The 15,393-nt window shown below is 48.2% G+C and carries 15 protein-coding genes; 8 read left to right on the top strand and 7 right to left on the bottom strand.

All coding sequences use genetic code 11. From position 1 onward, the window contains the following. The first annotated feature begins 36 nt into the window (after window positions 1-36). The 4 genes from EOO49_RS14090 (at window position 37) to EOO49_RS14075 (ending at window position 6,143) form a co-directional block, all read left to right on the top strand. Complete coding sequence (locus tag EOO49_RS14090; protein ID WP_290846774.1) at window positions 37-4,776, top strand: T9SS type B sorting domain-containing protein; 4,740 nt, start codon at window positions 37-39, stop codon at window positions 4,774-4,776. Between the two features lie 222 nt (window positions 4,777-4,998). Further along, window positions 4,999-5,202, top strand: coding sequence for a hypothetical protein (locus EOO49_RS14085; protein ID WP_290846771.1), 204 nt, complete (start codon window positions 4,999-5,001; stop codon window positions 5,200-5,202). Window positions 5,203-5,219: 17 nt separating this feature from the next. Beyond that, window positions 5,220-5,657, top strand: a complete 438-nt coding sequence (locus EOO49_RS14080; protein ID WP_290846769.1) for a hypothetical protein — start codon at window positions 5,220-5,222, stop codon at window positions 5,655-5,657. 99 nt (window positions 5,658-5,756) lie between these two features. Further along, window positions 5,757-6,143, top strand: a complete 387-nt coding sequence (locus tag EOO49_RS14075) for a response regulator (protein WP_290846767.1) — start codon at window positions 5,757-5,759, stop codon at window positions 6,141-6,143. Here the strand turns inward: EOO49_RS14075 and EOO49_RS14070 are convergent. Beyond that, window positions 6,135-6,431, bottom strand: a complete 297-nt coding sequence (locus EOO49_RS14070) for a hypothetical protein (protein WP_290846766.1) — start codon at window positions 6,429-6,431, stop codon at window positions 6,135-6,137. The genes EOO49_RS14075 and EOO49_RS14070 overlap by 9 nt on opposite strands. A gap of 264 nt (window positions 6,432-6,695) precedes the next feature. Between EOO49_RS14070 and EOO49_RS14065 the strand changes: the two genes are divergently transcribed. The 3 genes from EOO49_RS14065 to EOO49_RS14055 all read left to right on the top strand — a co-directional run bounded on the left by EOO49_RS14065 (window position 6,696) and on the right by EOO49_RS14055 (window position 9,690). Continuing rightward, complete coding sequence (locus EOO49_RS14065; RefSeq protein ID WP_290846764.1) at window positions 6,696-7,400, top strand: LytTR family DNA-binding domain-containing protein; 705 nt, start codon at window positions 6,696-6,698, stop codon at window positions 7,398-7,400. Beyond that, window positions 7,401-9,377 (top strand): tetratricopeptide repeat-containing sensor histidine kinase, encoded by a 1,977-nt coding sequence (locus EOO49_RS14060; protein ID WP_290846762.1) that lies wholly within the window; start codon window positions 7,401-7,403, stop codon window positions 9,375-9,377. Window positions 9,378-9,531: 154 nt separating this feature from the next. After that, complete coding sequence (locus EOO49_RS14055; RefSeq protein WP_290846760.1) at window positions 9,532-9,690, top strand: hypothetical protein; 159 nt, start codon at window positions 9,532-9,534, stop codon at window positions 9,688-9,690. Window positions 9,691-9,700: 10 nt separating this feature from the next. Here EOO49_RS14055 and EOO49_RS14050 read toward each other — a convergent pair whose 3' ends face one another. The 4 genes from EOO49_RS14050 to EOO49_RS14035 form a co-directional block, all read right to left on the bottom strand. Next, window positions 9,701-10,267: a hypothetical protein gene (locus tag EOO49_RS14050; RefSeq protein ID WP_290846758.1), complete on the bottom strand. Its 567-nt coding sequence runs from the start codon at window positions 10,265-10,267 to the stop codon at window positions 9,701-9,703. Window positions 10,268-10,345: 78 nt separating this feature from the next. Further along, window positions 10,346-11,116: a class I SAM-dependent methyltransferase gene (locus EOO49_RS14045; RefSeq protein WP_290846756.1), complete on the bottom strand. Its 771-nt coding sequence runs from the start codon at window positions 11,114-11,116 to the stop codon at window positions 10,346-10,348. 15 nt (window positions 11,117-11,131) lie between these two features. Further along, window positions 11,132-11,824, bottom strand: coding sequence for an NAD-dependent deacylase (locus tag EOO49_RS14040; protein ID WP_290846754.1), 693 nt, complete (start codon window positions 11,822-11,824; stop codon window positions 11,132-11,134). Between the two features lie 99 nt (window positions 11,825-11,923). Continuing rightward, on the bottom strand, window positions 11,924-12,220 hold the full coding sequence (locus EOO49_RS14035) for a hypothetical protein (protein ID WP_290846752.1): 297 nt from the start codon (window positions 12,218-12,220) through the stop codon (window positions 11,924-11,926). Window positions 12,221-12,407: 187 nt separating this feature from the next. Between EOO49_RS14035 and EOO49_RS14030 the strand changes: the two genes are divergently transcribed. After that, entirely contained in the window at window positions 12,408-12,902 is a 495-nt protein-coding gene (locus tag EOO49_RS14030; protein ID WP_290846750.1) for a TrmH family RNA methyltransferase, read from the top strand. A gap of 240 nt (window positions 12,903-13,142) precedes the next feature. Here EOO49_RS14030 and EOO49_RS14025 read toward each other — a convergent pair whose 3' ends face one another. Together EOO49_RS14025 and EOO49_RS14020 are read right to left on the bottom strand one after the other, a co-directional pair. Further along, a complete protein-coding gene (locus tag EOO49_RS14025) occupies window positions 13,143-14,174 on the bottom strand; it encodes a hypothetical protein (protein ID WP_290846748.1) in 1,032 nt (343 codons plus the stop codon). 110 nt (window positions 14,175-14,284) lie between these two features. Further along, window positions 14,285-15,016, bottom strand: coding sequence for a helix-turn-helix domain-containing protein (locus EOO49_RS14020; protein ID WP_290846746.1), 732 nt, complete (start codon window positions 15,014-15,016; stop codon window positions 14,285-14,287). Between the last annotated feature and the right edge of the window lie 377 nt (window positions 15,017-15,393).

Raw genomic sequence — 15,393 nt, 5'->3', positions numbered from 1 at the left:
CGCCACGCCATATTTTTGCACGCTAATAGGACGTAAATGATAGTTGAGTCAACGAGTTGTCGTTTTTTGGGTAGTCGGATTCTTGTCGCTTTGGCAGCCCTTTTTTTACTTTTCGGACTTCAGGCAAAAAGCCAGGTCTATTCCCATAATTTCGGAACGACGGCCATTACGGCGCATCCTTACAACGTCGCGCCCCAAACCTTGAACGCCAACCTTTCAGGTTCTTCGTGGACGAATTCCGCAGGCGTTTGGACAAGCGGCGCCGGAAGTACCGGACAAGCGATCCGAATCCAGACCGCGACGGCAGCAACAATTACGCTCACGATCCAAGTCGCCCCGAATTATCTGCTGAACATCACCTCGTTCAACTTCTGGACGCAGCGCAGCAACACCGGCCCGACGGCCTGGACGCTTTCGGCCAACGGAATCAATATGGGTTCCGGAGCTACGAGCGCTGGCGGAGCGGCAATCGGAAACACGAATGTAGCGAATGCGGTTTCGGGATTGACGGGAACGGTTACGATACAAATGCAGCTTACGCCGGGAACCGGAAACGGCACTTTGCGACTGGACGATTTTACGCTCAACGGAAGCGTCGTGCCCAATTGTTCGGGCAGCACAGTGACGGGCGTTTTGCCGATAAACGGTCCGGCGAATACTTTGGTGAACATTTCCGGCACCGGATTCCAAACGGGTTCGGGCACTTCGGCGGTGACTTTCAACGGCGTTCCGGCAACTTTTACGGTTATTTCGAGTACGTTGGTTCAGGCTTATGTTCCGGCGAATTCCGGTACCGGAATCGTTGCCGTTACCACAAATGCTTGTCCGTCGATTTCTGCCGTGAACTTTTCGCAGATCGTTTCGGTAGCGCCTCCAATTTTCAGTTCCGACCTTTTCATATCCGAAATTTACGATGCGCAGGCCGGAGACACAGGCGTGATAGAGCTTTACAACGGAACGGCCAATACGATCAATCTCAACGGCTATACGATACGTCGATATGGCGACATTGGCGATACGGCTTACGGCGAGATTTTCCTTACCGGATCTGTAGCTTCGGGTCAAATCTATATGATAGGAATCGGGACAGGAACAACGCCGTGCAGCGTAACGGGAAACATGGATTACACCGTCGGATACAACGCGAACGACGAATTCGAGCTGTACAACGGAACGACGTTGATCGACAATGTCTGGGCACCGAATGAAGTTGGATACTCGATTGTCAGAAAGCCCAACGCCATCGCTCCGAAAGCGGTTTTCGATGCGAACGATTGGGTAACTTCGAGCACGGAAACCTGTGCAGACATCGGACAATTCAACGCTCCGACGGGCGTCATTCCTCCAATTACGAGTCCGGTTTCGATCGTGACTTGCGAAAACGGATCGGCTACTTTTTCTGCATCGGTACCAAATCCTGCCAGCTACACTTTTCAATGGAAAATGCTCAACACGGCCGGCGTTTGGGTCAATGTTCCGAATGCCGCACCTTATTCAGGAGCGAATTCCGGAACACTTACCATCAATCCGGTTCCGGCAGGATTTCCGACCAATCAATTCTATTGTCAGATGACGATGGGAACGAATATCGTGAGCAACGCCGCGCAAATGACGGTAAATACTTCGACTATTCCAGACTTCGATATGACGCCTTTGACATATTGCCAAGGCGCTACGCCTGCGGTTTTGGCCACGACTTCACCTAATGGAGTTGTCGGAACCTGGAATCCGTCGGTCATAAATACGTCCACCGTTGGTACTCAAAACCATATTTTTACGCCAAACGCCGGTCAGTGCGCCGTTCCGAGGACTTTGTCCGTCACGGTTACGAACTCGATCACGCCTAATTTCGCTAATTCGGCTATAATTTGTCAAGGTTTGGCTGCGCCTACTTTGGCTACGACTTCTCCGAATGGAATTACCGGAACCTGGAATCCGTCGGTCGCAAGCAACACGGTAAGTGGGAGTTATGTATTTACTCCCGATGCGGGTCAATGCGCCGTTCCCGTTACGATGACCGTTACGATCACGAATTCTGTTACTCCAAATTTCGCTACGACTTTGGTACTTTGTCAAGGTTCGGTAGCACCGATTTTGGCTACGACTTCTCCCAATGGAATTTCCGGAACTTGGAATCCGTCGACGATCAACAATACGACAAGCGGAAATTATGTGTTCACGCCGAATGCCGGACAATGCGCTGTTCCGATGACGTTGAACGTTTCGGTCACGAATTCAATCACTCCAAATTTCGCTACGACTTTGGTTTTGTGTCAAGGTTCGGTTGCGCCGATTTTGGCTACGACTTCTCCCAATGGAATTTCCGGAACGTGGAATCCATCGACCATAAATAATACGACGAGCGGAAGTTATGTTTTTACGCCAAATCCCGGACAATGTGCCGTTCCGGTGACTTTGAACGTTTCGGTGACGAATTCTATCACTCCGAATTTCGCAACGACTTTGGTTTTGTGTCAAGGTTCGGTTGCTCCGATTTTGGCTACGACTTCTCCCAATGGAATTTCCGGAACATGGAATCCATCGACAATCAACAACACGGCAAGCGGAAGTTATGTTTTCACGCCAAATGCCGGACAATGCGCCGTTCCGGTGACTTTGAACGTTTCGGTCACAAATTCGATCACGCCAAATTTCGCAACGACTTTGGTTTTGTGCCAAGGTTCGGTTGCTCCGATTTTGGCTACGACTTCTCCGAATGGAATTGTTGGAACTTGGAATCCATCGACCATAAATAATACGACGAGCGGAAGTTATGTTTTTACGCCAAATCCCGGACAATGCGCCGTTCCGGTGACTTTGAACGTTTCGGTTACGAACTCGATCACACCTAATTTCGCTAATTCGGCTATAATTTGTCAAGGTTTGGCTGCGCCGACTCTGGCTACGACTTCTCCGAATGGAATTACCGGAACCTGGAATCCGTCGGTCGTAAGTAACACGTTAAGTGGGAGTTATGTATTTACTCCCGATGCGGGTCAATGCGCCGTTCCCGTTACGATGGCCGTTACGATCACGAATTCTGTTACTCCAAATTTCGCTACGACTTTGGCACTTTGTCAAGGTTCGGTTGCGCCGATTTTAGCCACGACTTCTCCTAATGGAATTGTCGGAACTTGGAATCCGTCGACGATAAACAACACGACAAGCGGAAATTATGTGTTCACACCGAATGTTGGACAATGCGCTGTTCCGATGACTTTGAACGTTTCGGTCACGAATTCTATCACGCCAAATTTCGCTACGACTTTGGTTTTGTGCCAAGGTTCGGTAGCTCCAATTTTGGCCGCGACTTCTCCGAATGGAATTTCGGGAACTTGGAATCCATCGACCATAAATAATACGACGAGCGGAAGTTATGTGTTCACGCCAAATCCCGGACAATGTGCCGTTCCGGTGACTTTGAACGTTTCGGTCACAAATTCGATCACTCCGAATTTCGCTACGACTTTAGCGCTTTGTCAAGGTTCGGTAGCACCAGTTTTGGCCGCGACATCTCCCAATGGAATTTCGGGAACGTGGAATCCTTCAATCATAAACAGTACGACAAGCGGAAGTTATATTTTTACGCCAAATCCCGGACAATGCGCCGTTCCGGTGACTTTGAACGTTTCGGTGACGAATTCGATCACTCCAAATTTCGCTACGACTTTAGTTTTGTGCCAAGGTTCGGTTGCGCCGGTTTTGGCCACGACTTCTCCCAATGGAATTTCGGGAACTTGGAGTCCATCGACGATCAACAACACGACAAGCGGAACTTACGTGTTTACGCCAAACGCCAATCAATGCGCGGTTGCTGCGACTTTGTCCGTGACCATTACGCCTTCGGTCGCACCCGATTTTGCTACGATTTTGGCGCTTTGCCAAGGCGATGTCGCGCCAATTTTGGCTACGACTTCTCCGAATGGAATTTCGGGAACGTGGAATCCATCGATTATAAACAATACGACAAGCGGAAGTTATGTGTTTACTCCGAATGCGGGCCAATGCGCAACTGTCGTGACGTTGAACGTGACGGTGAATCCTTTGCCGAATCCGGTTTTGACCGATGGATTCATCTGCGTGCAAAACGGCGTGCCATCGACTTCGTATCTGTTGAACACAGGTTTGTCGAATTCCGGTTACAGTTTTGTGTGGACGAACAACGGCCAACCTTTGGCGACGATTTCGAACTCGCACCTGGCGACCGAAGCCGGAAATTACCTTGTCGTGGCAACGAATCTGGCGACAGGTTGCGTGAATTCTGCGAGCGCGACCGTCACGGCTGTTGGAGCAATTACCGTCACGGCCGATACGCCTCGTGATTTTGCCGATGTTACAAATGTCGTTGTAAACGTTTCCGGCGGATCGGGCAATTACTCGTATTTGTTGGATGGCGAACAATTGCAGACCACGAACGTTTTCTACAACGTTTCGGCAGGCGATCACACGATTGAAGTGAGAGACGAAAATGGTTGCGGCGTCGAGACGATCACGTTTTTCTTCCTCGATTATCCGCATTATTTTACTCCGAACGGAGATGGTTTCCACGATTATTGGAACATCAACGGTTTGTCCGGTCAAGCCGAATCCAAGATCTCGATTTTTGACCGTTACGGCAAACTCATCAAGCAGATCAAACCTTCGGACACATCGGGCTGGGACGGCACTTACAACGGACATCCATTGCCGTCGACCGATTATTGGTTCGTGCTGGAATACGTCGACAGAAATCTCAAACTCAAAGAATTCAGGGCGCATTTTGCGTTGAAACGATAGTCGGTCAAAAGAAAATTTTTTATCGGCATCGGACACAAATACTTCGGGCACTTTTTTGGTCTCCGAAGTTTTTTTTGACTTTTTGTTTTTCGCTTCCGCGGATTCGCAACGGGCTAAGAAACAAACTCCCACATTCAAGTCATGTCACAATCGATAAAACTCGTGTAAGACAAAAGTACCGTCGCGGACGTAAATTTGGAACTCATCCTAAAAGCCAAAATCATGAAAACGACACTTTCCAAAATCCTTTTTTTTACCGCAGTACTGATGCTTTCCTCGTGCCGATATACGCACGGCGAAGCGAACAATCCGGAAGATACCGAAACCGGAGCCGCTGCGGCCGGAGCAACTTCTCCAACATCGGAATCAGGATCGGCATCAGCCACAGATTCGAGCGCCACAGATTCCACCGACACGAATAAATAATCCCAAAAACCGACAAAATGAGCACGATAAAAAATATGGCCGCCGGATTGGGCGGCGCGATCGCCCTGAATTTACTGCACGAAGCGCTGAAACACAAGAAAGGCACGCCAAGAATCGATTTGGTAGGCGAGGAGGCGATCCAGAAAACGCTAAAGCCGATCGACGCCGAAATCGAAAACGAAGACAATCTGTATGCGGCAACTTTGGGCGCAGATCTGGTCAGCAACGCCATGTATTATTCGAGTATCGGGATTGGCGGAAGCAAAAATCTTTGGACGCGCGCCATCACGATCGGCCTGACCGCCGGAGTCGGAGCCGTGACATTGCCCGAACCAATGGGATTGGACGAAGAACCGGTTGCGGGAACGACGCAAAAAAAAGCGATGACAGTCGGCTATTACTTATTTGGCGCTTTGGTAACTGCCGCTTTGCTCAAGGCAATGAAGGTCAAGTGAGGGCGACATTTTGAAATCTGGAAAAAAAATCGGCGGAATGGAAATTATGCAAATCTGGTTTCACTTCGATTTCCTAAATTGGTGTAAAATTAATTTCCGATGATTTATTACCTGGACGACGACAAGGACGATTTGATGATTTTCGTGGACATCATGGTCGGATTCAACAAGCAAGTGATGGTTTTCGAGACTTTGGATGCGTTTCGCGACCAATTGTTCGGAGAATCGGAAGTGCCCGAAATCCTGTTTCTCGATTTCAGCCTGAACGGCACGACCGGACATGACGTTCTGAAGACAATTAGAGGCGACAAGCGTTTTGACGATGTTCCTGTGGTGATTTTCACTTCGTCCATCGATCAGGAATTGGCCCAGAAAAGCTACGAGTTTGGAGCCGACAGACACATTGTGAAATCGACCGACTATTTTCTGCTGGAAAAAGATTTGCGCGACATAATCGGGTTGAGACGCACAAGAGATCTAAACTGAACGATTGTCTGAATTCCGCACCGAATTTACGCACTCGTTCAAACCCGTTCGCAATTCGCGCTCGACTTTTTGCGGCAACATCGTTTGGTAGTGTTTTGCCATTTCGGTAAAATGCCATTCGCACATCAGACTTTCTCCCACTACGAGCGAATACGTGTAATGTTTGGCCAATTCGAAGTGCTTTCTTTCGGATGCGTCCATGTCAGGTTCGTATTCCAAAGTGATTTCGGACAACTTTTTCTCCATACATTTTCGCATTTCCTTTTGTTCGCGTAAAAACTTTTCCATCTCCTAAAGTTAGTAACCGTAACTTTTTTTAAAACAGTAAAGTTGTGTACAATTTGAATGTAAGGGAAATCCAACAAAATAAAAAGAGCCGGCAACTCCTACCGACTCTTTCTGAAAAAAACTAACACAATTGTACGCTGTTGTCTTGATTGCAAAGTTGCGAGTTGCGCAATTTATCTCGTGTTAAAATATACCAGCGACATTTTTTCTCTACTAGCGACAGAAAATCCGATATTGTAGTACATTTGACTGACCTTCGAAGCTATGAAACGGTATACCAGTCTTATAATCGACGACAACGAGCTGGATAGGCTCAATGTTTCCCTGAACCTGAAGCGGTATCCGCAATTTGACGTGCTCGGTATTTTCGAGTCGGCGGTAGAAGCGCTGCCTTTTATCCAAAAACACAAACCTGACGTGCTGTTTCTCGACATCGACATGCCGGAGCTTTCCGGTCTTGAATTGCGCAAATCGGTTTCCGATGTTCCCGTTTGCGTGTTTATTTCGGCTCATCCGGAACACGCTCTGGACGCCTTCGGACTCGATACGTTGGACTTCATCCTGAAACCGCTCACCGCGAACAGACTTTCCCAGACAATCGTTCGCATCGAGGACTATATGTCGGTTCGCGAAAAGGCGAATCTGTTCGAAGCCGGATTCGGTGGCGAGTCGATTTTCATCAAGGACGGCACAGAGCAGCACAAGGTTGCCCTGCGCGACATCTTGTATCTCGAAGCGTTGAAAGATTACACAAGGGTCGTGACCGGCACTCGCAAATATTTCGTTTTGTCCAATATCGGGAATCTGATAAAAGAAGAGAACATGGTGGGATTCGTGCGCGTGCACCGCAGTTTCGCCGTGCACAAGACTTTCGTGAGAAAAGTGGTTTCGGGCGTTGTCACGCTTCACGACGGAACCGAAATTCCCATCGGAAGGAGTTATAAAGACAACCTCAAACAACTGCTTTAGATGCGCTGGCTGCTTTTGTTTTTGCTTTTTCCGATCGTCGGATTTTCCCAAACCGAAGGAAAGTCGGCTATCGATTCGCTCAAAAATCTCGTCGCGACCAAACCGGACGACACGGCCAAAGTGTCGGTTTTGAACAAACTTTCCTATTGTCACCAAGATGTAGATGTGAAACTTGGACTTTTGTGGGGAAGACGCGCGTTGCAACTCGCCAAAAAGCTCAAATTCAACGACGGGATCGCAGCGGCACATCGCAGCATAGGCATGAACCTGACCAATAACGGCGATTATCCGGGAGGCGTCGAGGAATACAAAAAGGGCCTCAAAATCGTAAAGAGCAAAAAAGTAAAAGGCGAATGTCTGCGAAGTCTCGGACTCGTGCAAACCTACATGGGCAATTACACCGAAGCGCTCGAAAACGACATGCTCGCGCTCAAATCGAGCGAGGAAGCCGGCGACAGGAAAGGGCAGGCGGCGGTTTTGTCGAACATGGGAATCGTGTATTATGACTTGGGCGACATCAAAAAAGCCGTTCAATATTACGATCGGGCGCGCGTGATCAATGAACAGATGGGCAATTTGACGTATCTGTCCAACAATTTGGGAAATCTCGGAAATTGTTATTCCGAACTCAGGCAATACGACAAGGCGATCAAGTTCTTCAACGACGCAATCGTGATCAACGACAAGCTCGGCGATCTTTACAACAAGTCGATCAACCTTTCGTCCCTGGCGCATCTGTATTACGAAAACAAGGATTACAAGAAGGCGAACGAGTATAATGACGCCTCGTTGGAAATCAATCTCACGACCGGAAACGACAGGGTTACGCCCGCGAATTACCAGTTGCGTGCCGATATTTTCCTGAGACAATCGAAAGCCGAATCCGGAGCAAAAGCAGTGGAACTCGCAAACAAAGGCGTGTTCGAAGGCAACCGCGCGCTTAAACTCAATCAGGAAAGAGGCGACCGAAACGGACAAGGTTTGGCTTATGTGACGCTGGCAGCGCTTCACGGACAATTGAGGCAATTCGAGAGCGCATTCGAAATGCAGAACCAAGCCGCGGTTTTCAAGGATTCGATCTTCAATTCCGACAACAAGGAAACCATCAAGAACCTCGAGGACAGGCGTGCGATCGAACTGCGCGACAAACAGATCGAGCTCAATCGCGTCAAACTCGAATCGGCCGAACGCGAGCGCTGGCTTTACATTGGCGGACTCGTCATGGTGATCGCGATAGGATTTTTGCTTTTTATGCAAATCCGAAACCAGCGACGCAACAATCTCGCACTTTTGCAGCTGAATTCGAAGCTCGACGAAGCCAATCAGACGAAAGCGAAACTGTTTTCGATCATCGGGCACGATTTGAGAAGTTCCGTGAGCCATATCTATCAGTTTCTGGAAATCCAGAAGTCGCATCCCGAGGCTTTGTCAGAAGCCGACAAAATCCGTCACAACGACAAAATCACTTCGTCGGCGCGCATTTTGCTCGATACGATGGAAGATTTGTTGATTTGGTCCAAGTCGCAGATGCAGCAATTTTCGGTTCAGAACGATTTTTTTGCGTTGGAAGAATGTTTCGAGGTGATTTCAGATCTTTCGACGAACGAACGCGAGAAAAAGAACGTGTCGCTAAAACGCGAATTCGACGAGTCGCTTTGCCTGGAAACCGATCGAAACATGCTCGAGATCATTCTCAGGAACTTGGTTCAGAACGCGATAAAGGTTTCCAATGAAGATTCCGAGGTGATTTTGGGCGGAAGCAAATCCGGAAAACAAATTTCAGTCTGGGTTCGAAACACAGGAAAACCGATGCCCGAAACGGCGAAAGCGGCATTGCTTGGAAATGCTTCGGTCGACAGCCGACGTTCTGGTTTGGGCTTGACTTTGATTCGCGAATTAGCCGATCGTCTGGGCGCGAAAATTTCGGTGACTTCTGGCGCTTCGACTGAAATTCGGTTGGAGTTTTCCGAAGTCTGAATCGGATGGAAATTCTGCCCGTGATTCGATTTCGAGGAATCGCTTCAGGCAGAATCTGGTTTTTTTGGATGCGTGCAGCGAATCTTACAACACAATCGCAGTTTTCCTACAATGCCAGGTTTGCGGTCGCGGCGTATTTTTGGAAGAAACAACCATGAATACTTCCGATCAAAACACTTCCGAGCACGAAAAGGACGATTATCTCAATGTCGAATCTTTGTCCGATCTCGAAAATTGCCACATCGACAGCTTAAAGCCGACGCCCAAATTACTCGATGCCATGCAAGGCGATTGGAGTGAGGATTTTTCCTGATCGCTTTCTGTCAGTCAAGCGGAAACGAAAACCCGACAGCCGCCGATCCGTAAATTTGCTTGGCCGAATCCTGGAAATAATAACTCAACTTGATGTCGAAATTGTGTTTGCGTCCCACCGCAAGTCCTAACGTCAGCGGGATATGTGGATAGATTCCGCTTTTGTCGATGTCGTAATGTCCGGCGACGAAAGTCTCGAACGAGCCGCACGAAAGTCCGAAACCCGATTCGATATAAGGTGCGACATAAGGAATTGGCGCGGCAATCCTGATCTTCGTTCCGACGAGAAATGCCTTTGTCCTGACTTTGGCTTCGAACATCTCGTTTTTTTCCGATTCCGAATGCGCGAAAATGACACCTGCATATGGCTTTACTCCAAACCAACTCAAAGGCGCCCAAAAGTATTCGACTTCGGCACTGAATCCCGAACCCGAAGTGTCGACGTCGTAATAGCAGGTCGTCACTCCAAGTCCGACCGAGACATTCAGCGATTCGCCTTTTTTGGGTTGGCCGAAAGCTTTCGAGAAAACGAGAAATAGTAAAATGAAAACGAAAAGTTGGAGTTTTATTGGTTTCATGCCGATTTGTTATCGGTCGCAAAAATAGCGGTATTGGTCCGGATTTACGGGAATCTCTCCCGATAATTATCGATTCTATCAACTTTGCGGATGCGACACGATCAGTCGTAGCGCGAAAGTCGCAAAGGGTTCGCTGCGATACTTCCCGAATTTTTCGTCCCATTTTCCCGAATCCAGATCTGCTTTTAGCCGATTCACCGATTCTTCCTCCAGTCCATCGCGCAAAAATCCCCAAGCCGATTGGTTCAACCGCACTTCCGGGTTCAGGAAAGCTTCGGGTCTTCCGTAAAACGCTTCCTGGAATCCGTCGCGGCAATCGAGCGGAATCGGGATTTCGATCACCTCACTCTTTCCGCCCAAAGCGTCCAAGATATCTTGTATTTTCGGATATCTCGCTTTTTCGACCTCGATCAATTCCGGAAAATAATCGGCGTTCCAAAACTTGTCGAGCGCATCGGGATCGAATGTCATTACCAGAATCTGGTTTTTGGTGACGCGCCGAATTTCCCTCAGACCTTTGTCGATGTCAGGCCAATGATGGATCGTGACCATCGCCATCGCCGCATCGAACGAATTATCGTCAAACGGCAAACTGTCCGCTTTGGCGTCGATCGCCGGAACTTTTTGGTTAGCCAATCGCTGTTTGCGCATCGTGACTGACGGTTCGACTGCGACGACATATTTGTTCTCAGGTTCATACGATCCTGAACCTGCGCCAATGTTGATTATGGTTTTCGCATCGGCCAGCGCATCGAGAACATAATTGGCAATTCTTGGATCGGTTTGGCGGATTTTCGAATAGGTTTCGCCCAAATTGTCGTAGTCGAAAGCGGGATTTTCTATTTCCATTTGTTTCGGATTTGGTTACGGCAATTTTCTGAGTCTTTCCTTAAGCACTTTCACGCCTTGGGTCGCGCTCATCGGAATCACTTCGAGGCGTTTCCCCATTCCGGAGATTCCGATAGGTTTTGGGTCGATGTAAAAAACGGGAACGTTCGGTCTTGTGTAAGAAACGAGTCCGGCCGCGGGATAAACTTGCAATGATGTTCCTATCACGGCAAAGATATCGGCTTGATCGGTTAGGTAAACGGCTTGCTCGAGCGCCGGAACGTCTTCGCCAAACCACACAATGTGCGGCCGCATGCCGAATCCGTTCGGGTCTTTGTGCGAGTCGAGCAAGTCTTCTTCCCAATCGACAATATGCGTCGGATCGTTCAGGCTTCGCACCTTGAGCAGTTCGCCGTGCAAATGCAAGACGTTCGTGCTTCCGCCTTTTTCGTGCAGGTTGTCGACGTTTTGGGTAATGATCGTGACGTCGAAGTCTTTCTCGAGTTCGGCGAGTTCGACGTGTGCCGAATTGGGTTGGACTTCCTTGAGTTGGCGCCGTCTTTGGTTGTAGAAATCGCGAACCAATTCCGGATTTTTGTTCCAGCCTTCGGGTGTGGCGACTTCCATGACGTCATGTCCTTCCCATAATCCATCGGCGTCGCGGAACGTTTTTATTCCTGATTCGGCCGAAATCCCGGCTCCGGTCAATACGACTACTTTTTTCTTCATTGCACTAATTTAGCGAAAACCGACTTGCGTTCAAAGCTGCAACCCGTGCGGCATTAAAATTTCGGACATAAAAAAAAGCCCGTTGTGGGCTTTTGTTTTTCAGGGTTTTCCGGTTGGTGTCGGAGTGCCGGTTGCAGGAGTCGCGCTGTTCGGCTCGGTCGAATTTGGAGCCGTGGCCGGTTGCGTGTTCGGTTCGGCTTTTCGGTCGTCGTTTTGGGGCGATGATTTCGTCATTTTCTTGTCGGTCGATTTTTTCATCGTTTTGTCCGATTTCGTTTTGTCCGATTTCGTTTTGGTCGTCGTCGTTTTCGTTTTTCCCGTGGTCGTCGTATCGGTCTGTGCCGACATCAATCCGAAGGTAAGCAAGGCCGCGGCCGTGAATAGCAAATTTTTCATAGTGTATGTTTTAAGTTGTTGAAAATCTTTTTGTTATATGTAAAGATCGTTCGTTTGGCGCTGTTTTCGTTACAGCTTCACGTGTCGGCGTGGCAACATTGGTCGCTTTTGCGATTTATCGGTTTATACGTATTTCAGCAAACGATCAAATCCTGTATTTTTACGAAAAATCCATCCGACAGAAAAAATGCCGTTGATCGCCGTTTTGGAAAATCCGACCTATATCATCAACATCGCCAACGCGATACGGAACGCGAACGGTTTGGGCATTGCCAAAATTTACGTTGTCGACGGTATGAAAAGGCTTGAAGACAATCTGGAAATGTTGCGCAAGCGGAAGTCATTGATGAAACATTCCTCGGGCGCGGTGCAGTTCATGGATTTGGAAAGATTCGATTCGTCCGAAGAATGTCTGGAGAAATTGAAAAACGGCGGATTCACTTGTGTAGCGACGAGTCCGGCGACGATTGGAAAACAGCATTGTTTGTTGCACGAAAGCGATCTGACGCAACAGAATCTCGCGATCTGGTTCGGAGACGAAGGCAACGGATTAAGCGATTTCGCGTTGGAAAACTGCGATTTTAGCGTGACGATCGAAATGCGCGGAAACGTCGAAAGTTTCAATCTCGGAACAAGCACCGGAATCGTTTTGTATGAGGCGATGCGGCAGCGGACGAAATAGTCGGAATGCGGTTTTTACTTCATCTGACAATCATCGGCGAATGACAAAAAGTATTTCACGAGATCAGAAAATTGTAGAAAACAGGTTCGGACACGATCTTTGAACACGATAATTTTGGCTCAAAGAAAGTTCTGCAACATTTTTCGTAAAAGGACAAAATCCTTTCCTGACGATTTTCTACATTTTGGTCGATCCCAAAAATTATCTTGAATTGGAGCGTTTGTCTTGACCGAAATCCTTTCAATTCATCGCTTTATCCAACGTCTGACGGATCGCCTTGTTCGGGATCACGTAAGTCAGCATGGCTTTTCCGTACCAACCTGATCCGAAGTCGATGTTCGCGATTTTGTCGCGAGCAGGATCGTTGACTTCTCCGAGTCGTCCGCCCATGTTGATTCTGTATCCGCCTTGAACGGTCAACATCAGGTTTCCGAAAAGTAGATTGTCATAACCGATATTGGGCGTAATTTCACTGAAAGCGTTTTCATAAGTGGTCGATTGTTGGCCCGGAAGGTTTCGGATAAAGAAACTTTGGGATGCGAATTCGGCTCCGGCAGAAAGCCATCCGCCAAGGGTTTCAGAACGTCTGATCTTGGCCCATTGCGGAACGACGATGTCGACTTCCCATTTCTTGTTTTCGAAACGGTGCCAATATTGCGCCACCGGAACGACCGGAAGCGGCGAAGATGGATCGATCAAAACAGCGGCTCCAACCGAGTAAATCGTGTTCGGAACGTCTTTGAGGATCACGAGTCCGTAGACTTGTCCACTCACTTTTTGGTAGCGGAAAGCCGGCGAACTGCCAACCATCGCGCTAGCGTTGACCACGAATTGTTTTGTCCCGATCTTGGTTCTCCAGTTCATATTCACCATCGTGTTGAAATCTTCGAGCGTCTCGCGTCCGCTGACGTAAGTTCCCGAAGGATTCACCACATTCTTGAGGTCGTAATCTTCTCTTGTGTAGATTTCCGTTACGCTCCAGGTGAAGTAGGTTCCGCGGTAAAACGGTAACCACAAATAGGCTTGCATACGTCCTCTGGAAAATTCACCGCTTTCGTCCGGCGCGTCCTTGTATTTGATCTTGTAGTCGCTTTGTCCGGCATAATCGTAGCTGATGGACGCGATTTTGAGCAAAGGATAACGCGGATAGCGCTCGTTCAGCGAATCTTTTTTGGCCGGTTCCACCTTTTGAGCAAAAATAGGCGAGGCGAGAAGTGAAAAAATAAAGAGGGCGAAGGTCGCGAAATTGGGTTTGCGGAAAACGTTCGTCATAGTCAAGTAATTTACGGATATTGAGGTTCAGATCAACATCCGTAAAAGTAAACCGCGATTCCTGCATTATCTTATGCCGAATTGAGCAAAGATTACAGAATTTGCGGAAATCACTCGGTTTTGGCCGAATCCAGCGACAACTCGACATTGGAACTTTCGTTTTCGATTTTCCAGCTGCCGTTTTTTAGTCGCCATTGCGTGAGATACGTGCCCGAAACTTTCTGTCCGTTGGCTTGTCCGCTCCACATTCCTTTGTCGATCGCGACGGTATCGGTCACCGAAATCGAGGTCGACTTGAAGTCGCTGAATCGGAAACCGCTTGCGTAAACCGTCTGGAAGTAGTTCCTGATGTTGTCGCTTCCGCAGATTTCACGGTTCGCGGCCGGAACCGAACAGGCCGATTCGAGATAGATCGATTTTACGCCGTCGAGATTTCCGGAATTGAAGGATTTCACGAATTGGTCGTTGTTGGTCTCAAGTGCTTTGACCACTTTTTTGTCCTGGGCGAATCCTGATGATGTGATCAGGAAAACACCGAATGCCACTACAAATGGCGTCGAAAGGATGGCAATCTTTGTCATTGTATTCGTTTTTAAGTTGAACAATCCAGCCAGTTTTCGGGAAATTTCCGCGTCCGTCTTTGGCGATGGTTTGGCGTAAGCTTGTTCTCCCAGTGCGTTGAAGATGGTTTTCACCGTAAAACTCCTCGGCTCTGTCTCACCCGATTCTATGCGTTGGATCGTGCGCACCGTAACCTGGCACATTTGGGCGAGTTCGGCTTGCGTCAGACCATTCTCGATTCTCAGGGCAGACACTTTTTTTCCTAATTCCGGCTGTTTCATAAGGTTCGACAAAGTTGGTTTGCACACAATGACTTACCAAAAATACGGATTGTCTTTTGGACGACATTTGGGTGACATTCGGTTTTTTGACTTTTGACTTTCGAATTTTGGAATTTGCCGAATTAAAACTTGCATCGTGCTTATTAGGGAAAAGCTGTGAATTTGATTTTTTTGCCACAAATGCACGAATCCATTATGTCGGAAATTATTCGTGCATTCGTGGCTTATTTTATTTTCTTCAGCCTCGCATACTTATCTTTTCCTCCGGATTTCCGACAAATTCAAATACTTTCCGACTATATGAACTGCCGCGAATTGGCTATTTTTTTAGCCACGAATGCACGAATCTATTATGTCGGAAATGAGTTGTGCATTCG

The organism is Flavobacterium sp. (genome assembly GCF_004295795.1).
Classification (GTDB): domain Bacteria; phylum Bacteroidota; class Bacteroidia; order Flavobacteriales; family Flavobacteriaceae; genus Flavobacterium.
The sequence above is the reverse complement of the archived record's forward strand: the minus strand, read 5'-3'. Positions and strand labels throughout refer to the sequence as shown.